We start from the raw sequence: 20,786 nt of genomic DNA, 5'->3' as shown, positions 1-20,786 counted from the left end.
ACCAGCAGATGACAATCAACGACCGGGTCTACCGGCTGCTGCGGCTGCCGCTACCGGTGGTCTCGTTGCGCACCATCGTGATCGTGGCCGCAATGTCGGTGATCGCCCTGGTCATCATCCTGGGCACCTGGGTGTGGGTGGGCGTCACCAACGACCAGTACAGCCAACTGGACCGGCGGCTGGACTCGGTGAGCAGCCTGGGCGACGTCAGCATCCTGCTGCAGGACCCGCCGGCCGCCGAACAACCCGCCCCCGTCGACGGCGTGGCCCGCACGGTACGGCTGGACGGTCACGTCGCGTCGGTGCCGAGCGGCATCGTGCTGCCGGACCTGCCGGTCGGCTACACCACCACCACGATCAACGGTGTGCCCTATCGGGTGCGCACCTTCACCGCGGGCCAGGCCCGGGTCGCGCTGGGGGCACCGCTGGCCCAGGCCGAGGATCGGATCGACCAACTGCACCTGCGGGTGCTGCTGATCTGCGGCAGCGTCATCGTCGGCACCTTCCTGGTGGGCAGCGTCATGTGGCTGATCATGATCAACCCCTTCCGGCTGCTGGCCCAGCAGGCTCGCGCGATCAACGCCCAGTCCAAGCCGGACGAGGTGCAGGTCCGCGGCGTGTGGGAGGCGGTGGAGATCGCCGAAGCCGTCGAGGGCATGCTGGCCCGGATCGGCGACGAACAGCAGCGCACCAAGGACGCGCTGGACTCCGCGCGCGACTTCGCCTCGGTCGCTTCCCACGAGCTGCGTACGCCGTTGACCGCGATGCGCACCAACCTCGAGGTGCTGGCGACCCTCGAGCTGCCCGCCAAGCAGCGCGAGGAGGTGATGGCCGACGTGCTGCGCACCCAGAGCCGCATCGAGGCCACGCTGTCGGCGCTGGAACGCCTGGCCCAGGGCCAGACCATCACCACCGACGACTTCGTGCCGGTCGACATCACCGAGTTGCTGGATCGCGCCGCCCACGACGCCGAGCGCATCTACCCCGACCTGACGGTGTCGCTGCTGCCCTCGCCGACGCTGCTGATGCTGGGCCTGCCCACCGGGCTGCGGCTGGCGGTGGACAACGCGATTGCCAACGCGGTCAAGCACGGTCACGCCAGCCGGGTACAGCTCTCGGCGGTCAGTTCCCGCGCCGGGGTGCAGATCGCCATCGACGACGACGGCACCGGGATACCGGAGCACGAACGCCGGACGGTGTTCGACCGGTTCTCCCGGGGGTCGACAGCGTCACATTCGGGGTCCGGGCTGGGCCTCGCCCTGGTGGCGCAGCAGGCCGAACTGCACGGCGGCACGGCGTCTCTGCACGAAAGCCCGCTCGGTGGCGCCCGGTTGCTGCTGGACCTGCCCGGTCCCCAGCCCCCCGGCGATCAGAGGTAGAAGGCCTTCGACAGGGCCTCACCCTGCAGCGCGAACAGTCGTTGACTGGGCGCCCAGTCCGGCAGCAGCGAGTCGAATCCGTGGCAGGCGCCGGGAAACACGTGCAACCCGGTGCCGACTCCGGCGCGCAGCAGCCGCAGCGCGTAGTCCACCGCCTCGTCGCGGAATGGGTCGACCTCCGCACAGGTGACCAATGCCGGTGGCAGGCCGGACAATTCGGCGCGCCTGGCCGGAACCGCCTGCTCGGTGGGCGCCTCCCCGGCCAGGTAGTGCTGCCACATCAGCGTCGCGGCTTCCCCGTCGAACGCCGGAGTGGCGCGGAATTCGGTTCGCGACGCGGTGAGCCGATCATCGAGCACCGGCTGGTGCAGCAGCTGGAACACCAGCGAGGGCAACAGTCCGTCGGCGGCACCATGGGCCAGGCAGGCGGCCAGGGTGGCTCCCGCGCTGCTGCCGGCCACGGCCAGCCGCGCCGGGTCCACCCCCAGTTGCGCCGCGCTGCCGGCCACCCAGTTCAGCACCGTGACCGCGTCCTCCAGGGCGGCCGGGAAGGGATTCTCCGGCGCCAGCCGGTAGTCCACCGACACCACCGAACACCTTGCCCGACGGGCGATTTCGATGCACTGCCGGTGGTCGGTGTCGAGGTTGCCCAGCGCGAAGCCGCCGGCGTGGCAGTACACCACCGCCGGCGCCGGTCGGGTTCGGTCGCCGCCGCGGTAGATGCGCACCGGCACGTGATGGGCGACGGCGTCTGCCACGGCCACGCCGGCCGTGTCGTGTTCGAGGACGGCGCGGCGCTGATTCATCGACTCGCGGATCAGCGGAATGGCCTCGGCGGTGAAGATTGTCCGGGTCACCGCGACAGTGCGTAGGGCGGGATGCAGCCGTTCGACCGCTTGCAGCTCGAGGATCTCTGTCATCGGGGTGTCCTATCTCGGATGCAGGGGTGCAACCGCCTCCACCTGTGTATCAGGTAGGCGATGTGCCTCGATGTAGTCCCATCTGATCTGGTAACCGAGGCCCGGTGTAGCAGGGACGGCGACGAAGCCCGCCGAATCCAGCGGGTCGCAAGCGGCCTCGAGGTAAGGCGGGGCCTCGTAGCGAGCTCCGGGACCCAGCAGCCCCCGTTCGTAGTATTCGCATACGTCCTCGCTCGTCGCGCCGAGCACTTGGAGATTCCCGAAGCCGCTCATGTGCAGTTCGCAGCGCATGCCGACGGCCTCGCACATCCCGGCCAGCTTCATCACTCCGGTGATCCCGCCGCGCAGCACGTCGATGCGGCTGATGTCGGAGGCGCCGCGCAGAATCCAGTCCGCTCGCGTCTCGATGCCGCCCGCCGCGATCTCGGGCGAACAGATCGGGATGTCGAGTTCACCGGCCAGCCGGACGTAGGACTCCACCCGGGTTTCCGGCATCGGGTGTTCGTACCAGTAGAAACCAAGCCGTTGCAGCTCGCGCCCGACCCGCAGCGCATCCGCGTAGTTGTGGTAGGTACCCCACGGGTCGAACATCAGCACCATCGCGTCCCCGACCGCCGACCGCACCGCGCGGCACGCCTCGATGTCCCAGTCCACGTACGACGGTCGCGGCAGCGCCGGCTGACCGGTGGCGGGGTTCCAGTAGTGGTAGGGATGGATCTTGTAGGCGCGGTACCCCTGACGCTGGCATTCGGCGGCGTGGGCGGCGTAGTCCTCGGGCCTGCCCAGGTTGTTGAAGCTGCTGGCGTATGCCTTGACCTTGTCGCGCGCACCGCCGAGCAGCTTGTGGACGGGCAGCCCGCTCGCCCGGCCGGCCAGATCCCACAACGCCAGATCGATCACGCTGCACACGTTCTCGGGCAGCTTCGCCGCCCAGAGCTGCCGCCATATCTCGGCGCGGTCCAGCGGGTCCCGGCCGGTCAGAAACGGCCCGAGGAAATTCCCTGATCAGGGCCTGGTCACCGGGTAGCAGGCCGTCCTGGTCGCCGTGAAAATGACCACCGAAGTAGCAGCCCTCGACGCCTTCGTCGGTGAGCACCCTGGTCAGGGTCTGCACCACCGGATAATCGGATATAAGTTGGCCGAACGAGATCCGGTCGACGGTTGTCTCGAACGGAACGACCTGGATCTCGGTGATCTTCACGACGAATCTCCCCCCACAACGTGTGCGACCTGATATCCAGCCGATTGTCACGATGTCAGCCGGTCCGGTGCCGCTGATAGGGGCGAAAGTCAGCTGCTGGCGGCGGCGCTCAGCGGATCTGCAGACATTGGCCGCCGTCGACCACCAGTTCCGAGCCGGTGATGAAGGAAGCCTCGTCGGAGACCAGAAAGGACACCGCGTCGGCGATCTCGCCGGGCCGGCCGAGGCGGCCGAACATCGCAACCGACGCCAGCCGCTGCTGGATGTCTTCGTCGAGCATGGGGGTGGCGATGGGTCCGGGGAAGACCGCGTTGACGCGGATGCGGTCCGGGCCGAGTTCTGCGGCGGCGGTTTGGGTCAGGCCGCGCAGCGCCCACTTCGCCGAACCATACGCACAGTGCTGCGGGAAGGGCCGGATCGCTCCGGTGCTACAGATGTTGACGATCGCCGCGCTCTGGGCCGTCCGCAGGTGCGGAAGTGCGGCACGCATACCCAGGAATGCGCCCAAACAATTGACCCGCCAAGAACTTTCGAAGTCGTCGATCGATTCCTCGGCCAGCGGGGCGCGGTGCAGCAGGCCCGCATTGTTGACCAGGGTGCTCAGCGCGCCGAACCGTTCGACGGTGACGGCGACGGCGGCCTCCCATTGCGCCGGGTCGGTGACGTCGAGCTCGATGGGCAGTACCGATTCGTCGCCCGATTCGCTGGTGGCGGCGACGAGTTCGTCGTACCGCAGATCACCGGCGGCCACCGAATACCCGCTGCCGCGCAGCTTCTGCACGATCGCCCAGCCTTGTCCGCCGGCGGCGCCCGTGACCAATGCGACTTTCACAGCGAGACCACCTCCGGACTGTCGGAAAGCCCTCTGCTGGTGACGAACCGGCACCGGCGTCGGCGAATCAACCAGCGGCCGTCGCGGTGCACCAGCGCGTCTTCGTAGTGCGCGAGTCGTTGCTGCTGAGTGCTGGCGTTGACGAACAGCACCTGGGATTTCGCTGTCGCGGTGTCGGCGCCGACCTCGATGCGGGTGGCGCCGAGCAGATGCAAACCACGCGGCGCCTCTTGGAACATCGTGCTGATGCCGCTGCGGCCTGCGAATGTGCGCCCGTAGACCGTGAATTCGGCATCCTCGGTGAACAGCGTGAGCGCTTTGGCCGTGTCGTGGGCGTCCAGGGCCAACGCGTATTCCGCGAGCAGTTCGCGGATCGCGCTGACGGCGTCGGTCATTCGGCACTCGCCTCACGCAGGTGTTCGGCGGCTCCGCGGCGCAGCGCCTGCGACTCCGACGCCAGGGTGATCATCTGAAAACCCAGCTTGGCCAACGCATTACCGGCCTTGCCGGCGCTGCCGTGGATGCCGGTGACCAGACCTGCCGCGGCGGTCGCCCGGTGGATTCGCTTGATCGCGTCGAGCACCTGCGGATCGCGCAGGGCACCCACCGGTCCCACACCCATCGAGATGGCCAGGTCGGCGGGGCCGACGTAGATCCCGGTCAGCCCGGGAACGGCGCAGATGGCCTCGACATCTGCTGCGGCGGCGGCTGTCTCGATCATGGCGAACACGCCGGCCCGCGATTCCAGCACAGCGGGGTCATGTCCCAGACCGGCCCGCAGCGGACCGAAGCTGCGTACCCCGTTCGGGGGATATCTGGTTGCCGCCACCGCGGCGGCGGCTTGTTCGGGAGACTCGATCATCGCGATGATGACGGCGTCGGCCCCGGCGTCGAGCACCCGCCCGATCGGCGCCGGGTCGGCGTTGGGCAGCCGCACCGCGGTGGCGATCGGCACGTTCTCGAGGCGCCGCAGGATCTTTGCGACATCGGCGTCGTCGAGATAGCCGTGCTGCGTGTCGAATCCGACGTAGTCGTACCCGGCCCCGGCGAACTCCTCCGGGCCGATCAGGGTGGGGCCGGTGATCCAGCCACCCCAGATCGGGCGCTGCGGCCGGCTCTGGAAGACACTCATGCGCTGATGGCGATCTTGACCCGCTGCGGGTCGGGCCGGCAGGCCAACTCGAACGCGGCCTGCACGTCGTCGACCCCGAAGGTGTGGGTGAGGTAGGCCTCGAGCAACGCCGGATGTTCGGCCGCGAACTTGCCGGCCTGGTCCAGCATGCGACGCCGATCAAGGGTCACACCGGATTTCAGGGTCAGGTTCTTGCGCAGCATGCTGCGCATATTGATCGGGTAGGACTCGTCGTCGGCCACACCGAAGTAGAACACGGTGCCGCCGAATGCCGCGGCTTCGACGGCGTGCCCCAGGGTGGCCACCTGGTGGCCGACCGCTTCGATGACGATGTCGGCGCGATCTTCCGGCGCGAGCCGGCTCACCCACCGGTCGCTGGTGGCGCGCACCCCGTCGTCGACTCCGTATGTGTGCCAGAGCTTTTCGCGGTCAACCGGATCGACGCCGGTCACCCTGCTGGCCCCGGCGACTTTGGCGATGTAAGAGAACAGTAACCCGATCGATCCCTGCCCGATGATCGCGACGTGCCGCCCGGCCAGCTCCGGCAACTGCTCGCACGCGTACAACACGCAGGCCAGTGGTTGCAGGCCGACCGCCTGCGCCGGGGTCAGCGACGGGTCGTAGGGTGCCAGGCCGTCCCCGTCGCTGATGACCCGCTCCATCATGCCGTCGAAGCCGGACGCCCAGCCCACCACCAGGTCGCCGGGCCGGTGTTCGGGGTGCCGGCTGGCGAGCACCTCGCCGGCGACCTCGTGGATCGGGAAGCCGTCCTTCTCGGCTGCGCTGCGACCGTCGTCGCCGGGGAGTCGTCCCTGGGCACCGCGGAAGCCCGGCAGGTCGCTGCCGCAGACCCCGGCGGCCAGAAACCGCAGCAGCACTTGACGATCCGCCAGATCGTCGGCGGTCTTCTCGGGGATCTCGGTCTTCTCGAACACATAGGGGGCGATGATCCGGTAGGACCACACGTCATACCTCCACGGGAATGTTGTTCCAGCCCCATTGGAAACTCGACGGCAACCGCACCGCGTCGTCGTCGCGAATCTGGAAGTCGGGCACCCGTTGCAGCCATTCCTGCAGCAAAACCGCAACTTCCAGCCGCGCCAGGTGGAAGCCGAGACAGAAGTGCTGGCCGCGACCGAACACCAGCGACCGCTTGATCGGCCGGTCCCAGATGAACTCGTCGGGGTCGGGGTATTCCCGTTCGTCGCGGTTGGCCGAGGCCAGCAGCGTGATGACCCGCTGTCCGGGTTGGATGGTTTGGCCGTGCAGGCTGAACGGCTTGCGCGCGGTGCGGGCGAACCATTGTGCGGGAGCGCAGTAGCGCAGAATCTCCTCCCGGGCGATCTGCACGTTTGCGTCGAGATCGGCTCGCACCGCGGCCAGCTGGTCGGGACGGCGGCTGAGCTCCCACAGCCCGGTCGCCACGATCTTGGGGACGGTTTCGGTGCCGCCGATGAACACACACAACATCTGGGTGGCGACCTCGGTGTCGCTGAGCGCGCTGCCGTCCGGCAGGTGGTAGCCGAGCAGTCCGTCGACGATCGGCAGCGCTCGCTCACCGCCGTTTCGGTGCCGCTCGACCACGGGTATCAGGAATTGCAGGTAGTTGGGCCTCGATTCGGCCGTGTCGACGCCTTCGCCGGGCTGGGCCAGGCTGCCGACGTTCACCGCAGCCAGCACCTGCGGGGCGAGATCGGATGGGATGCCGAGCAATTCACACACCATCGACGCTGCGACGATGCCACCGTACTCCTGGGTGAGGTCGAACTCGCCGCGCGGCAGCAGTAAATCGAGACGTTCGTTGGCCAGCGCCCGGATCCGGGATTCCAGCGAGGTGACCGACCGCGGCCGGAACGGCTGGGAGTGCGCGCGCCGGATCTCTCCGTACAGATCCGCGTCGAACACCGCGTGAAAAGGCAACGGGTGCAACGGCGGATCGGCGACCGGCCCGTCGTTGTGCTTGGCCAGCACCGATGCCGGCGGCAGCGTCCCCTCGGAGGCCACGAAGGTGCCGTCGTTGACTTCCAGCACCCGCCAGATGTCCTCGAATCGGGACAGCGCGTAGGTATCCCAGCGCGGCATGTAATACACCGGGTACTCGTCGCGCAGGATGCGGTAGTAGGCCGGCGGATCGGCCATCACCTGCGGGTCGAACGGGTCGTAGTGGAACTCGGTCATTGCAATGGCGACGGCGGTAGCGCCTGCAGGATGGAGTCTTCCCAGCCGTCACGTAATGCGGGCGCCACGCTCATCCAGGTGACGATCTCGGCCGGCGGGCTGTCCTTCCAGGACGGGTAGTGGTTGGCGAAGCACTCCCACCCCCCCCCCTCCAGCGCCCAGTAGTGGATGACCTCGTTGAATCGGAAAGTGGTGGTGAACGAACCCAGCCAGTGCTTGCCGGTGCTCTCCGACCACGGGACATAAAGCCGCTCCAGTTCCCGGATGTAGTCGTCCTGGCGGCCGGGCTTGGTTTGCATGATCTCTTGAATCACCAGCGCGGCACTGAAATTTGCTTCCCGCAGCTGCGCCAGCGGTTTGTTGCTCGGCCCGGCGTACATGATTCGGCCCTCCCCGTTGGCGCCGATGTCGGCCAGGAACGCCGACCATTTTCCGGCGGCCGCTTCGTGGCTGCCGCCGCGGGACTGCGCGGCGCCGATCCGCGCGTAGTCGGAGAAGCCGTCGATCTCCCAGATGATCGTCACCTGCGGCCAGTGACCGTTGAACGGGGTGGTCTCCCAGATCGAGAACAGCCGGGCGCCAAGCGATTCCATCATCGGCTGATAGGTGTCGACGAACACCTCGGTGAAGCGATCGCTGCGGCCCGAGCCCAGGTCGATGGTCTCGTGCAGGTACAGCAGCGTATGGCGGTAGTACTTCTTCATCGCCATCCGGCTCAGCCGAGCCAGGCCGAATCGGTGAACAACGACTCGACGGAATCGACTGCGCCGTAGGGTAATCCGGCGGCATGCAGCGCCTGACCCTTGAACGCCCGGGCCGCCGCGCTAAGGGTGTACTCGATTCTGCGCATGCCGCGCGTCATCCCCAGTGGCCAGTGCTCGCCCCACAGCGCGACGTCGGCGAATCGCTTGTCCAGGGCCTTGCGCACCTTGTTGCGGACGCGGTCGTCGGCGTTGAACGCCTCGGAGCTGACGGCCAGGCCGTGGCTGCGCAGGTCCGTCTCGTCGAGTTCTGACTCCAGCTCCGATACCCGCACGCCGAGAATCTGCAGGGGGCGGGCGGCGCAACCCCGCGGCAGCAGGACGTTGACCTGCCATCCCGCCATCACGCGGTCGAACAACCAGCCGCCGGTAGTCTGCACGACGTCGCCGGTGTCGGCGGCGACGACCTCGAGCCGATGCCGCAGCGCCTGTCCATCATCGCGGTTGCGTCGCGGGGCCCCGTTGCTAGGGCGATCGCCGACGCCGAACGTTTGAGTGACCATCAAACCTATGCCTGTCGCGCTTGTCGTGGGCTGTCACCAGGCCCGCGAAGCGGGACCCCCGGCTCACTGCACAGCGTGACACTTTTGCATAATTTTGTAAAGCTTTAGCGCCCGTTCAGGTGGTCCGGCGGGAGGCCAGTTCGGTGAGCACCTCGTCGGTGTGCTGGCCGAGTTCGGGAGCTCGGGAGCGTGCCGACCAGGGAGTTCCGTGGAAATCCGCGGGGGTGGCCACCATTGGCACCACGGAGTCCTCCTCGGGAACGTCCACGATTCCGCCCGCGGCGTGAAACTGCTCGTCCGCAACGATGTCCTCGAGGCCGTTGATCGGCGACCAGAAGAAGTCCGGTTCTTCGGCGAAGAGTTCGGCCCATTCGTCCAGCGTCTTGGTCGCGAAGATCTCGTCGAGCGCGGCAATGAGTTGCACCGCGTTGGCCGCGCGGGAGCGGGCGTTGGCGTACCGGGGATCGGTGAGCCAGTCGGGCCGGCCGACCACGCGGCACAGCGCGGGCCAGTGCCGGTCCACCTCCAGCCCGACGATCCAGAACCGGCGTCCGTCGCCGGCGGCGTAGTTGTTCATCACCGGGTTGCCCATGGTTTCGCGTTGGCCGATCGCGATCGGCTGGCCGGTAAGTAGGTACGTGTTGAGGTCGAAGCTGATCGTGTAGGCGCCCTGCCGGTACAGCGAGGTGGTGACGAGCTGACCCGCGCCGGTGCGTGCGCGGGAAAGCAGTGCGGCGCATACCGCGGCGGCCAGTGTCATGCCGGCGGAGTGGTCGCCCATGCCGCCGCGCTGAAACGGCGGGGTGTCGCCCGGCCGGGTCAGCAGATGCGCGATGCCACCGCGCGACCAGAAGGCCGCCACGTCGTAGGCGGCGCGATCGGCGTCGGGCCCGGTTTCGCCGTATCCGGTGATCAGCCCGTAGACCAGTCGCGGGTTGCTCTTGGCCACCGTTTCGTAGTCCAGACCGAGGCGGCGCAGCGCCCGGGGCCGCACGTTGGTGACGAAAACGTCTGCGCCATCCAGCAATTCGAACGCGTGTTGACGACCCTCGTCGGTGGTGAGGTCCAGCACGACGCTGCGCTTGGACCGGTTGTCCATCTCGAACGGCGGGTTCACGCCCAGATCGCAGCCCAGCATCCGCCCGAACAGCCGGCCGGGATCCCCGGTCGGCGGCTCGATCTTGACGACGTCGGCGCCCCAATCGGCCAGGATGCCACCCGTCGCCGGGCCCGCGACCCAGACTCCGAGCTCGACGACGTTGAAGCCCTCCATCGGTCCCGCCATAGCTGGAACACTAACCAGCACCCCCGAACGCACGCATAGAAGGGACATTTGGAAGATGCCGTTGGCCGTTACCGGCTCAACGTGGGAGGTTGAGGGGATGGATTTCGACGCGGCGGTGGACGTGGATGCTGCCCGCAGAGTGGCTGACTGGCTGGCCGACGCACTGGCCGAGGTGTCCGGGTCTGCACGCGTGGCGACAGCGGTGGAGTCGGGTGGGGAGGAGTTCAGTATGTCCCGCCAAGATAAAGAACTACGAACGCGCTGGAGCATTGAGACCACCGCATCCGTAATCGGCGCATTGTCGCGGGGTCGCGCCGAATCGCCTTACCCTGACTATCAGGGTCGTGTCGACCTGAGCTACGCAACTCTGCCCGAGTTCCGTCTGCTGGAGTCTGAATTCACGAACTGCGTATTCGATCAAGCACGATCGCCTTCGCTGCGCACCTACTCAGCCCGACTATCGGGCTGCTCGTTCGTGTCCGCCGACCTCAGGCGGGCACAGCTCGGGGCTCGGGTCGAAGCCCGAAAACCGGGCAGTCAATACATCGGTTGCGATTTTCAGGATGCAAATCTGAGAAATGTTTCCACCGACCCGGGATCTTTCGTCGACTGCAATTTCAAGGCGACGAAGTGGAAAGGTACCCAGACGCTGTCCACTGTATTCGAAGGCTGCAATTTTCAGGATTCGATCATCGAGGAAGTCGAACTCTTTCCGTCGAGGTGCCGCCAAGCACTCTCACGGCTGAGATCAATGCCTGGTCAGGATGCTCGGGCGGCGGAGGAGGTTCTTCGAATCGAAGCAGACGAAGCCGACCTGTTGCCCGATGATTCGATCGGGATTTTGGCTCTGGACAGTTACCCGGGTGGTCTCCGCGATGCCATCAGCGCTGCGTTTGATCTCACGCATTCGTAGCAACGCCGATAAGCTCGCGGGTGCGCGGAGCAGTGCGCGTGGAGGGAAGTGAACTGCCTTTGTTCGTCTCGAAGGTGACTCGGTGAGCCTGGTAGCCGGCCGCGGTCCACTCAGCGTCGATCCTGCCGGACGCTTCGCTCCCCCGATCCCCAGTGAAGTCGTCTACATCGAGCCACACCCGCGCCGCATCCAGGCCGTCAAGGACGGCCGCACCGTCATCGACACCGAGCAGGCGCTCATGGTGCACCGCGCCGGCCGTCCGCTCAGCTACGTGTTTCCCACCGAACTCGTCACGAACCTTCCAACCGAGCCGGAACCCGAGGCCCCCGGGTACGTGCACGTGCCGTGGGACGCCGTCGACGCGTGGATCGAGGAGGGACGCAAACTGGTCCACTACCCGCCGAATCCGTATCACCGGGTCGACTGCCGCCCGACCAGCAGACGGCTACGGGTAACCCTGGACGACGGCATCACGCTGGTAGACACCGACGACACGGTCGTTGTGTTCGAAACCGCGCTGCCACCAAGGCTTTACGTGGCACCCCAGCATGTTCGTACCGATCTGTTGCACAAGACCGAGACGTCGAGTTACTGCAACTACAAGGGCTACGCCACGTATTGGGCGCCCATGTCGCACCACACCGACATCGCGTGGAGCTACGAAGACCCGCTGCCCGAAACCGGGCCCATCAAAGGCTTTCTGAGCTTCGACGAGACGAAAGTTCAGGTAGCGGCCGAGCTTCCCGAGTCGTGAGGCGGGGCCGGCCCACGGCCGGCCCACCGTCGGCCCACCTTCGCAGCCTGCCCGAGCGGCCCCAAATTGCCGCTAAAACCGCGATTTTGGCGTACATTTGGGGCCGCTCGCGCAGCTTACGTAGCTGCGGAGCTCCCCGAACCATAGGCGGGCCGCCCCAACCGAAGTTCATGCTGGGCGATCATGTTGCGGAACACCTCCAGCGACCCGCCGTAGATACCCATCGGCAACGCCAGGCGCGCAACGTGTTCCAGGGCCCCGTCATCGGGTGAGCCGGGAGCATCGGTGGGCAGCACCGCCGCCCGGCCCAGGATTTCCATCAACTCCCCGGACACCTCGCGCATGGTCTGGCCGATCGCGACACGTCCGAACATCCCCGGCGTGGACAGCGCCGCCTCCACCCGGGCGAAGCAACGGCCGAGTCGATGCTGTACGTACTCGTCGTCCCCGGCCACGACACCCGCAACTCCGTCGATGGCCTCGGCCATCAGCATGCCGTGCCCGGCCATCGCCGCGACATCCTGCAAGCCCTCGGCATCTTTTTCGACGAGTCCGTGCTCGGAATCCAGTGCCGCCCGCATCACCGTCCAGCCGCCGTTGACCTCGCCGATGCGGTAGAGGTCGTCGACCCGCACGTCGCTGTAGTAGACGATGTTGGTGCGGTCGCCGTCCAGGGTGCGGATGCCCTGGATTTCGATGCCCGGCGTATCGAGTGGCACCAGGAACATGGTCAGGTTCTTGTGTTTCGGTCCGTCCGGGTCGGTGTTCGTCAACAGAAAGACATATGCGGCGTTCTGCGCGTTCGAGGTGAACATCTTGGAGCCATTGATAATCCAGCCGTCGCCGTCACGGGTCGCGCGGGTCTTGCAGGTGGCGACGTCGGAGCCGCCATCGGGCTCGGTGTAGCCCAGGCACAGCCGGATGTGACCGGACAGCACACCCGGTAGCACCCGCTTCACCAGCTCGGGCTCGGCGAATTCCGAAACTAGATGCGCGACAACCGATGTGGTGCCCCAGTGGTACCACGGCGTGTGCGCGCGGGCGATCTCCAGATTGAAGATGCGCCGGCGCACCGCGCTGAAACCGCCTTCGGATTCCTGCCGGAAGTCGTCGGCGAGATAGCCGGCCGCACCGAGCGCCAAGTGAACCTGCTCGTCGAAGTTCTCACCGAACTCGCGATTGCGGCGGCGCACGTCGTCGGTGACGTGCTCGGTGACGAACTCGCGCATCTGCGCGTAGAAGGCCTGGTCGTCGTCGGAAAGCACGACGCGGGAGAAGTCCATGTCAGATCACATCGATCACCGAGGAGCCGAACCGGTCGATGGTCTCCAGCACGTGCGCCAGGCTGTCGCCGGGCAGGTGTACCGACACCCAGGTAACGCCCAGTGCGGCAAGCTTTTCCAGGCCGTCCAGATATGTGTCCGCGGCAAAGTCGTCCGTCGCGGGGCTACCACCCTCGGAGTTGGTGAACGTCACGTCCAGCGCCGACCAGTCACGGTCCAGCTTCTCGCAGCGCCGCCGTAAGTCCTCGATGCCCGCGGCAAGGATCTCCAGCGAATCCATCGGCGCGGTGCCCGCGGTGCGCGCCAAGCCGGCCGGCGCGGGAAACGGGCACCAGCCGTCACCGAACTGAGCGACCCGCTGCCGCGCCGTGGTGGTGTTGCCGCCCACCCAGATCGGCGGCCGGCTCACCGGCCGCGGGTGCGCGGTGATGCCGCGCGCATCGAAATGCTTTCCCTGATAAGTGATGTCGTCGGATGTCCAGATCGCCCGGATCACTTCGAGCGCTTCCTCGAACAACGCCGCGCGCTCGTCGTAGTCGACGCCCAGCGCGGCGAACTCCCGCCGCAGGTAACCGACCCCGACGGCGAGGGTGAATCGTCCCTCGGACAGCAGATCCAGCGTCGCGCCAGACTTGGCCACCACGAACGGGTTTCGGTAGGGCAGCACCACGATGTTCGGGATCAGCCGTAACGTGGACGTCTTAGCCGCCGCAAAGCCAAGCGCGACAAACGGATCCAGTGAATCATGCCCGCCCGCATCCAGCCACCGCTGCGAGGGGGCCGGATGATCGGTGAAGCCGAAGCCGTGGAAACCAGCCTTCTCGGCCGCCGCCGCCACCGTCGCGATGCCCGCCCCGCCCGCCAGCTCCGGGTTGTACGGATGGCTGTGCATCGGGTGGGTGATGGTGAAGCGCATAGGATTTCAGAACCTCGCTGCTGCCTCGATCGAGGTGTCGCTGGTGCGCAGCGGCCGGATCAGTGCCTCCTGGGCGAACGAGCACAACAGGTCGCCGTCCTCGGTGTGCACCGCACCGCGCACATAGGACATTCCCGCACCCACCTGGGTGCTCTCGTGGCTGTAGAGCAGCCACCCGTCCCACTGCACCGGTTCGTGGAACGACACGAAGATCGACATCGGCGCGGTCGACACGGTCAGGTGCGCCTGCGCGGTGCCGATACCCGGATGCGCCCGCATGGTGGTCGAAATGCCAAGGTGACCGGTGAAATACGCGATCAGGGCCTTGGCTAGGTCGTCGCGTTCGGGGATGGGGTCGTAGTGCAACCACGCGTACAGCTCGGGTGGGCCGACCTCGTCGGGGCTGTTCACGTCGACCACGTCGACCAGCCGCAGCTCCCGGCCGATCATCGGCATGTGCGCCGGGTTGGCCTCGGCGGGTGACACCACGTCGGGCCGGGTCAGGTGGTGACGGATCACGTCGCCGGTGGGCACGTCGGTCAGCAAGGTCACCACCACGCAGCGCTTGCCGTTCTGCAGCACCGAGACAATGGCGGTGGCCGTCGAGCGGCCCTCGTTGAGCACGTCGAGGACGAGCTCGATGGGCGGGCCCACCATGACGGCGCGGGCGAACACGGCGTGCGCCGAGCGCACCGACTTGCCGCTGAAGCGGTTCGCCACCGCCACGATCGCCTGCGCCACCACCTGGGTGCCCTCCACCACCTGGCGGCCGTCTTGTCCGGCCAGCCCGGTCTCGGCCGTGTAGCGGTCGGGGCCCGCCGGCTGTACTTCGAAAAGTTCCAGCAGGCTCTCGACCGACCACTGCACCTGTTCGGATTCCGTCGTCAACGCACTCACCCCTCGCTCCGGCAGCTCACGGCTCAGCGTGACACTTTGCGCATTGTTTGTAAAGCTAACCGATGGCATCACAAGATAACGCGCGTTGACAGCAATACCCGCGGTGCCTGACACTCTGGCAGTGATTTGTAACGGCACTCTGGCGCCGTCGCCGCTGGCCCACGGCTTTTGCTTCGGCGAGGGGCCGCGCTGGTTCGAGGGGCTGCTCTGGTTCTCCGACATGCTCGGCGAGGCCGTGCACACCTGCGACATGCGCGGCTCGCTGACCACCGTGCCGCTGCCCGGCCATTCGCCGTCGGGGCTGGGCTTCCGGCCCGACGGCTGCCTGCTGATCGTCTCCGCCGAAGACCGCACCGTGCTGCACTACGACGGCGACACCATCGTTCCGGTCGCCGACCTCTCCGGACTCACCCCGGCCAGCCTCGGCGACATGGTGATCGACGACGCCGGCCGCGCCTACATCGGATCACAGGCTTTCGAAGGCGGCACCATCATCCGGCTGGACCCCGACGACACCGCCACCGTCGTCGCCGAGGACCTCGATTTTCCCAACGGCATGGTGATCACCGAAGACCGCCGCAGCCTGATCGTCGCCGAGTCGATGGGCCGCCGGCTGACGGCGTTCACCATCGGAGACGACGGCGAGCTGCGCGACCGCAGGATCTTCGCCGACAATCTCGACGGCCCGCCCGACGGCATCGCGCTCGACGCCCACGGTGGGGTATGGGCGGCGATGACGCTGGCGCACCAGTTCGAGCGGATCACCGCCGGCGGCGAAGTGACGGACCGCATCGACATGGGTGATCGGGTGGCGATCGCGTGCGCACTCGGCGGCCCGGAGCGCCGCACCCTGTTTTTGCTGTCGAGCACCGATGCTTATCCCCAACGCCTGGTGGGCACCCGGCTGGCAAGGCTGGACGCCGTGCGGGTCGAGGTCCCCGGCGCCGGCTTGCCCTGACACGTGAAGGTGGATGCATTGTCCGACTCGTACTACGAGCTGCTCGACAGCGCCGACCCGAGGGGCGAGAAGTTCCGCGCCACCGACCTGGCCCGCGGCACCTGGTCGTCGTCGATCCAGCACGGTGCCCCGGTATCGGCGCTGTTGACCCGCGCGCTGGAGCGCTGCGAGCAACGCGACGACACCCGGCTGAGCCGGGTGGTGGTCGACCTGCTCGGCCCGGTCCCTGCCGACGGTGACCTGTGGGTGCGCTCGCGACTGGAACGTGGCGGCAAGCAGATCGAACTCGTGACCGCCGAGATGCTGGCACCCGGACCCGACGGCGAACCCCGGCCGGTGGCGCGGGCCAGCGGCTGGCGGCTGCAGCAGATCGACACCACGGCCGCGGCGAATGCGTCGGCGCCCATGCCCCGCCCGCGGTCCGAGGCGCACGACCGGGACATGAAGGCGCGCAACTGGGACCGCAACTACGTGCACAGCCTGCAGTGGCTGTGGCTGACCGAACGCCTGACCCAGGGCCCCGGTGAATCGTGGATCAAGCCGACCGCATCCCTGGTGGCAGGTGAAGCGATGACCCCGCTGGAACGGTTGTTCGCGGTGGCCGACTGCGCCAACGGCATCGGCAGCAAGCTGGACATCAGCAAGTGGACGTTCCTCAACACCGACCTGGCCGTGCACGTCTTCCGGGTCCCCGAAGGGGAGTGGATCGGCATCCGCGCCGAGACCAGCTACGGGCCGGACGGCATCGGTACCACGGTCGGAACCCTGTTCGACGAACAGAGTGCGGTCGGCGCCATCCAGCAGTCGGTACTGGTGCGACCCAGGCCGCCGAGGCCTCCCAAGCAGCCGAAGGTGGACGCATGAGCCAAGCTCCCGAAGTGACCGACGCCTTCGACACCGACAGCTCAACCCGTCAACGCATCCTGGCGGCCACCGCCGAAGTCCTGGCCCGCAGCGGCAAGACCAAGCTCAGCCTGTCGGAGGTCGCGACCCAGGCCCAGGTGTCGCGGCCCACGCTGTATCGCTGGTTCGCCTCCAAAGAGGAGCTGATGTCGGCGTTCTCGCGCTACGAGCGCGAAGTGTTCGAAAGGGGCTTGGCCAAGGCCACCGCCGGGCTCAAGGGCGTCGAAAGACTGGACGCCGCAATGCGTTTCATCGTCGACTACCAGTATTCGTATTCGGGCGTGCGGATGGTCGACATCGAACCCGAGCACGTCATCGCGCAGATGTCCGGGGTGATCCCGGAGATGCGGGCGGGTCTGCAGCGGCTGATCCCCGGACCCAACGCGGCGGTCAAGGCCGCGACGGTGATCCGAATCGCGATCTCGCACTACGTCGTTCGCAGTGACGACGCCGAGCAGTTCCTGGCGCAGTTGCGCCATGCGGTGGGGATCAAAACGACGGACTGAAGCTGCGCCGAGAAATCTCAGTCGAACAGCACCGCGGCGTTCAGGTACCCCGTCGGGTCGAAGGCTGCTTTCACCGTGCGCATCGCGGCGATGTCGGCGGGCTCCCGGGACATGCTCAGATATGGCCGCTTGAGAGTGCCGACGCCATGCTCGGAGCTGACGTTGCCGCCGCACCCGGCGATCAGCTCCATCATCTCGGAGTACAGCGCCGCCTCCCGCTCGACCGGGCAGCGCAGCACGTTCAGGTGCAGGTTGCCCTCGCCGATATGGCCGAACAGCAACGGCACCGCGTCGGGAACATGCTTACCCACCAAATCCACGGCACCAGAAGCGAATTCGCCCACCGATTCCAACGGCAGCGAGACGTCGAATTTCAGCGGCGGCCCGTACACGCCCAACACCTCGGCCAGCGACTCGCGCACTCGCCACAACCGTTGCTGCGCAGCCGGATCCACGCCGACGGCCGGCTCACTGCACAGTCGCGCGCCGTCGAGCAACTCGGCCAGCCGCTCGGTCTGGTCGTGGTCGGCGGCCAACTCCACTAACAGCAGCCAGTCCCCGGCCACCGGCGGCGGAACACCCAGGTGTTCGTGACTCAGGGCGGCTGCCCGGCCGTCGACCAGTTCCAGCGCGGCGATTCCGTCCACCTCGGCGAACAACCGACCGGCCGCCACCAGCGGGTCCAGCGAATCGAACCCACACACCGCGGTCACCCGGTGCGCCGGAACAGGGTGCAGCCGCAGATCCAGCGCGGTGATCACCCCCAGCGTGCCTTCGGCGCCGACGAACAGCGACGCCATGTCGTAGCCGGTGTTGTCGCTGCGCACCCGGCTGTGCCGGCGCAGTACCGAACCGTCGGGCAGCGCCACCTCCAGCCCGACCACCTGTTCGCCCATGTTGCCGTAGCGGACCGTGCGCAGTCCCCCGGCGTTGGTGGATGCCATGCCGCCGACGGTCGCGGTGTCGCGGGCCGACAGGTCCACCCCGAACACCAGGCCCGCCGCCGCGGCCGCGCCTTGCACCGCCGCCAGTGTGGCGCCTGCGCCCACCCGCACCCGGCGCTCCACCACGTCGACTTCGCCTACCGCGCAAAGCCGTTCGGTGGACAACAGTACGTCGTCGTGTGCGGGAACCGTCCCGGCCACCAGCGAGGTGCGGCCGCCCTGCACGGTCACGAAAACCCCGGCGTCGCGACAGGTCCGCAGCACCTCGGCGACCTCGGCGGCCGACCCCGGGCGCACCAGCGCACTGGCGCGACCGCGGTACCGGCCGGTGTGGTCGACGCTGCGCCCGGCCAGGACGTCGGGGTCGGTGACGAGGTGCTTGGAGCCCACCAACTCGGCCAGCTGGTCGGTGAGGCTCGCCGGCATCAGAACTCTTTGTGCGGCACGTCGGTCACCAGGCCGCCGTCCATGATGAACTCGCTGCCCGTCGCATAGGACGCTTCGTCGCTGGCCAGGAACACCACGAAGGTGGCCACTTCCCGCGATTCGGCCGGCCGCCCGAGCGGGATGGTGACCATGTCCTCGGGTAGGTGGGCGGTCATGGGGGTGCGGATGAAGCCGGGGTGCAGCGAGTTCACCCGGATGTTGAGCGGCGCCAGCTCCAGGGCCGCCGACTTGGTGATGCCGCGCACCGCCCACTTGGACGCCACGTAGGGATGCACCATCGGCGCACCGCGGATCCCCTCGATCGAGGACACGTTGATGATCGACCCGCCACCGGCGGCCGTCATCGGGTCCACGGCCACTCGCATGCCCAGGAAGGTGCCGGTCAGATTCACGTCGAGCACCTGCTGCCACTTGTCCATCCGGAATTCGCGCAGCGGCCCGGCGGCGACGATCCCGGCGTTGTTGACCAGCACGTCGAGCTTGCCGAAGTCCCCGACCGCCGTCGCGACCGCGGCCTCCCACTGATCGAGTTGGGTGACGTCGAGGTGGACGTAGCGTGCGGCGTCGCCGATCTCGGCGGCCAGCGCCTTGCCCTCGTCGTCGCGGATGTCGCCGATCACCACCTTGGCGCCCTCGGCGACCAGCAGGCGCGCGTGTTCGGCGCCCATCCCCCGGGCGCCGCCGCTGATGATCGCGACCTTGCCTTCTACCCGTCCGGGTCGTTCCATGCGGCCAGGCTCCTTTCCGAGAACTCGTTACGTGGCGACTAGATCGTTGGGGCTGTACAGGCCTTTGCCGGTGACCAGCGGCAGGTCCAGCGTGGTCCGGATACCGGGCGGCGCGGCTAGTACCGCGGGAATGGAGTTGACGATACGTCCGGCCGCGCCGGCGATCGCCGCGTGGTTGTGGTCGCCTTTGCGGCTCTTGGGCACGATGTCCACCGCGTAGGACGGCTCCCCGGTGATCTCGACGCGGTACGAGCCGCCGCCGGCGGCCGGTTGCTGCCAGTCGGGCCGCAGGTCGGGCCGCAGCCGGGTGATGTGCTCGATGACGATGACCGGGCGTCCCTTGACCATGCCGCGGATCTCGAATTGCAGCGCCGCCAGCGTGCCCTTGGCGACGTGGCCGACGGCGATGTCGAAGTCTTCGGGCGCCGGCTCCCGTTGATAGGACTCGGTGATCTCGTCGACCTCGATGCCCAGGCCGGCGGCCAACTGCCGGATCGCGGTGCCCCAGGCGATGCTCAGCACGCCCGGCTGCAACAGCATCGGCACCTCGTCCAGCGGCCGGGCGAAGCCCATGTAATGCATCACCTCGGCGCCGTCGTAGCTGGCGTAGTCGTGAATCTCCATGCAGCGCACCGACTCGATGCGCTGGCAGGTGCCGGCCAGTGCGAACGGGATCAGGTCGTTGGCGAAACCGGGGTCGACGCCGGTGATGAAAAGACTCGACTTCCCTTGTCGGGCAGCATCTTCCACCCGCGCGATGTACTTGTCGGGCATTACGCCCCACGGGTACTGCAACAGACCGGGGGGAGGATCCGACGACGTTGACCCCGGCGGCCAGGATGCGCATCACATCGGCCATCGCGTCGGGCAGCCGGGTGTCGCCCATCGCGCAGTAGACGATGCACTCGGGTCGGGTGGCCAGCAACACGTCGAGGTCGTCGACTGCCTTGACCCCGGTCGGAACACCGGCGTGGCCGGTGTCATCGAGACCGACCCCGCACAGTTCGGCGGCGTCCTTGCCGACCTTCTCCGGAGTGGACACGCACACCCCGGTGAGTTCGAACGCCGGGTTGGCGATGAGTTCGGCAAGGGCCAGACCGCCGACATTTCCGGTGCCCACATGGGCGACACGAATTGGCATGAGTGGTCCCTCCATCCCGCGGCACTGCAGTTTTCTAGACACTAGTCCATAATTTTTTCGGCCCGGCGGCGGCACTGACCGATCCCGGTGCGGCGACCAGCCAACCCCCGAGTAACAAAGCTTCGCCAAACGCCTGAATTCGGCCCACAGCCGTTCTACGCTCTCTGATACCCGATACCCGTGGTTGCGGGGAAGGAGGGGCGAG

At 67.4% G+C, this 20,786-nt stretch carries 21 protein-coding genes and 1 pseudogene; 6 read left to right on the top strand and 16 right to left on the bottom strand.

Translation table 11 applies throughout. The features are described from left to right. The first annotated feature begins 8 nt into the window (after positions 1 to 8). On the top strand, positions 9 to 1,379 hold the full coding sequence (locus tag L6444_RS02020) for a sensor histidine kinase (RefSeq protein ID WP_236980062.1): 1,371 nt from the start codon (positions 9 to 11) through the stop codon (positions 1,377 to 1,379). Here the strand turns inward: L6444_RS02020 and L6444_RS02015 are convergent. The 10 genes from L6444_RS02015 to L6444_RS01970 form a co-directional block, all read right to left on the bottom strand. Beyond that, a complete protein-coding gene (locus L6444_RS02015) occupies positions 1,370 to 2,299 on the bottom strand; it encodes an alpha/beta hydrolase (RefSeq protein ID WP_236980060.1) in 930 nt (309 codons plus the stop codon). The two genes, L6444_RS02020 and L6444_RS02015, sit on opposite strands and share 10 nt — an antisense overlap. A 9-nt stretch (positions 2,300 to 2,308) precedes the next feature. After that, entirely contained in the window at positions 2,309 to 3,280 is a 972-nt protein-coding gene (locus tag L6444_RS02010) for an enolase C-terminal domain-like protein (protein WP_255731233.1), read from the bottom strand. A 329-nt stretch (positions 3,281 to 3,609) separates the two neighbouring features. Then, the gene (locus tag L6444_RS02005) at positions 3,610 to 4,332 is read right to left on the bottom strand and encodes an SDR family NAD(P)-dependent oxidoreductase (protein ID WP_236980058.1); all 723 of its coding nucleotides are present in this window, start codon (positions 4,330 to 4,332) and stop codon (positions 3,610 to 3,612) included. Next, on the bottom strand, positions 4,329 to 4,727 hold the full coding sequence (locus tag L6444_RS02000) for a nuclear transport factor 2 family protein (RefSeq protein WP_236980057.1): 399 nt from the start codon (positions 4,725 to 4,727) through the stop codon (positions 4,329 to 4,331). The genes L6444_RS02005 and L6444_RS02000 overlap by 4 nt, the downstream gene beginning before the upstream one ends. Next, positions 4,724 to 5,464, bottom strand: a complete 741-nt coding sequence (locus tag L6444_RS01995; RefSeq protein ID WP_236980055.1) for an HpcH/HpaI aldolase family protein — start codon at positions 5,462 to 5,464, stop codon at positions 4,724 to 4,726. Before L6444_RS01995 ends, L6444_RS02000 begins: the two co-directional genes overlap by 4 nt. Then, complete coding sequence (locus L6444_RS01990; RefSeq protein ID WP_236980053.1) at positions 5,461 to 6,429, bottom strand: zinc-binding dehydrogenase; 969 nt, start codon at positions 6,427 to 6,429, stop codon at positions 5,461 to 5,463. Before L6444_RS01990 ends, L6444_RS01995 begins: the two co-directional genes overlap by 4 nt. Position 6,430: 1 nt before the next feature. Then, positions 6,431 to 7,642, bottom strand: a complete 1,212-nt coding sequence (locus tag L6444_RS01985; protein WP_236980051.1) for a cytochrome P450 — start codon at positions 7,640 to 7,642, stop codon at positions 6,431 to 6,433. Next, complete coding sequence (locus tag L6444_RS01980; protein WP_236984590.1) at positions 7,639 to 8,346, bottom strand: NIPSNAP family protein; 708 nt, start codon at positions 8,344 to 8,346, stop codon at positions 7,639 to 7,641. The genes L6444_RS01985 and L6444_RS01980 overlap by 4 nt, the downstream gene beginning before the upstream one ends. A gap of 11 nt (positions 8,347 to 8,357) precedes the next feature. Continuing rightward, a complete protein-coding gene (locus L6444_RS01975; protein ID WP_236980050.1) occupies positions 8,358 to 8,906 on the bottom strand; it encodes a hypothetical protein in 549 nt (182 codons plus the stop codon). A 115-nt stretch (positions 8,907 to 9,021) separates the two neighbouring features. Beyond that, positions 9,022 to 10,191, bottom strand: coding sequence for a CaiB/BaiF CoA transferase family protein (locus L6444_RS01970; protein WP_236980048.1), 1,170 nt, complete (start codon positions 10,189 to 10,191; stop codon positions 9,022 to 9,024). Positions 10,192 to 10,288: 97 nt separating this feature from the next. Here L6444_RS01970 and L6444_RS01965 point away from each other — a divergent pair, with 97 nt between their 5' ends. Together L6444_RS01965 and L6444_RS01960 are read left to right on the top strand one after the other, a co-directional pair. Then, a complete protein-coding gene (locus L6444_RS01965; protein ID WP_236980046.1) occupies positions 10,289 to 11,104 on the top strand; it encodes a pentapeptide repeat-containing protein in 816 nt (271 codons plus the stop codon). Positions 11,105 to 11,186: 82 nt separating this feature from the next. Further along, a complete protein-coding gene (locus tag L6444_RS01960) occupies positions 11,187 to 11,858 on the top strand; it encodes a DUF427 domain-containing protein (RefSeq protein WP_236980044.1) in 672 nt (223 codons plus the stop codon). Between the two features lie 116 nt (positions 11,859 to 11,974). On the opposite strand, the gene L6444_RS01955 is transcribed toward L6444_RS01960, so the two are convergent. The 3 genes from L6444_RS01955 to L6444_RS01945 are packed head-to-tail and all read right to left on the bottom strand — an operon-like array spanning position 11,975 to position 14,945. Further along, positions 11,975 to 13,141: an acyl-CoA dehydrogenase family protein gene (locus L6444_RS01955; RefSeq protein WP_236980042.1), complete on the bottom strand. Its 1,167-nt coding sequence runs from the start codon at positions 13,139 to 13,141 to the stop codon at positions 11,975 to 11,977. A gap of 1 nt (position 13,142) precedes the next feature. Next, the gene (locus tag L6444_RS01950; RefSeq protein ID WP_236980040.1) at positions 13,143 to 14,057 is read right to left on the bottom strand and encodes an LLM class F420-dependent oxidoreductase; all 915 of its coding nucleotides are present in this window, start codon (positions 14,055 to 14,057) and stop codon (positions 13,143 to 13,145) included. A 6-nt stretch (positions 14,058 to 14,063) separates the two neighbouring features. Next, a complete protein-coding gene (locus tag L6444_RS01945; protein WP_370653138.1) occupies positions 14,064 to 14,945 on the bottom strand; it encodes an acyl-CoA thioesterase in 882 nt (293 codons plus the stop codon). Positions 14,946 to 15,093: 148 nt separating this feature from the next. Here L6444_RS01945 and L6444_RS01940 point away from each other — a divergent pair, with 148 nt between their 5' ends. The 3 genes from L6444_RS01940 to L6444_RS01930 are packed head-to-tail and all read left to right on the top strand — an operon-like array spanning position 15,094 to position 17,321. Continuing rightward, on the top strand, positions 15,094 to 15,912 hold the full coding sequence (locus L6444_RS01940) for an SMP-30/gluconolactonase/LRE family protein (RefSeq protein ID WP_236984587.1): 819 nt from the start codon (positions 15,094 to 15,096) through the stop codon (positions 15,910 to 15,912). Between the two features lie 18 nt (positions 15,913 to 15,930). After that, positions 15,931 to 16,776, top strand: a complete 846-nt coding sequence (locus L6444_RS01935) for a thioesterase family protein (protein WP_236980036.1) — start codon at positions 15,931 to 15,933, stop codon at positions 16,774 to 16,776. Next, positions 16,773 to 17,321, top strand: a complete 549-nt coding sequence (locus L6444_RS01930; RefSeq protein ID WP_236980034.1) for a TetR/AcrR family transcriptional regulator — start codon at positions 16,773 to 16,775, stop codon at positions 17,319 to 17,321. Before L6444_RS01935 ends, L6444_RS01930 begins: the two co-directional genes overlap by 4 nt. A gap of 17 nt (positions 17,322 to 17,338) precedes the next feature. Here the strand turns inward: L6444_RS01930 and L6444_RS01925 are convergent, their stop codons facing one another. From L6444_RS01925 to L6444_RS01915, 3 genes and pseudogenes are all read right to left on the bottom strand, one after another. Continuing rightward, a complete protein-coding gene (locus L6444_RS01925; protein ID WP_236980032.1) occupies positions 17,339 to 18,691 on the bottom strand; it encodes an FAD-binding oxidoreductase in 1,353 nt (450 codons plus the stop codon). Continuing rightward, positions 18,691 to 19,440, bottom strand: a complete 750-nt coding sequence (locus tag L6444_RS01920; protein ID WP_236980030.1) for a glucose 1-dehydrogenase — start codon at positions 19,438 to 19,440, stop codon at positions 18,691 to 18,693. Before L6444_RS01920 ends, L6444_RS01925 begins: the two co-directional genes overlap by 1 nt. A gap of 27 nt (positions 19,441 to 19,467) precedes the next feature. Further along, positions 19,468 to 20,581: pseudogene (locus L6444_RS01915) on the bottom strand (NAD(P)H-dependent amine dehydrogenase family protein). Positions 20,582 to 20,786 lie beyond the last annotated feature (205 nt).

The sequence above is a fragment of the Mycobacterium kiyosense genome (assembly GCA_021654635.1).
In the GTDB taxonomy this organism is placed as follows: Bacteria; Actinomycetota; Actinomycetes; order Mycobacteriales; family Mycobacteriaceae; genus Mycobacterium; species Mycobacterium kiyosense.
Note: the sequence above shows the minus strand (reverse complement) of the source record. Positions and strands in the feature narration are given on the sequence as shown.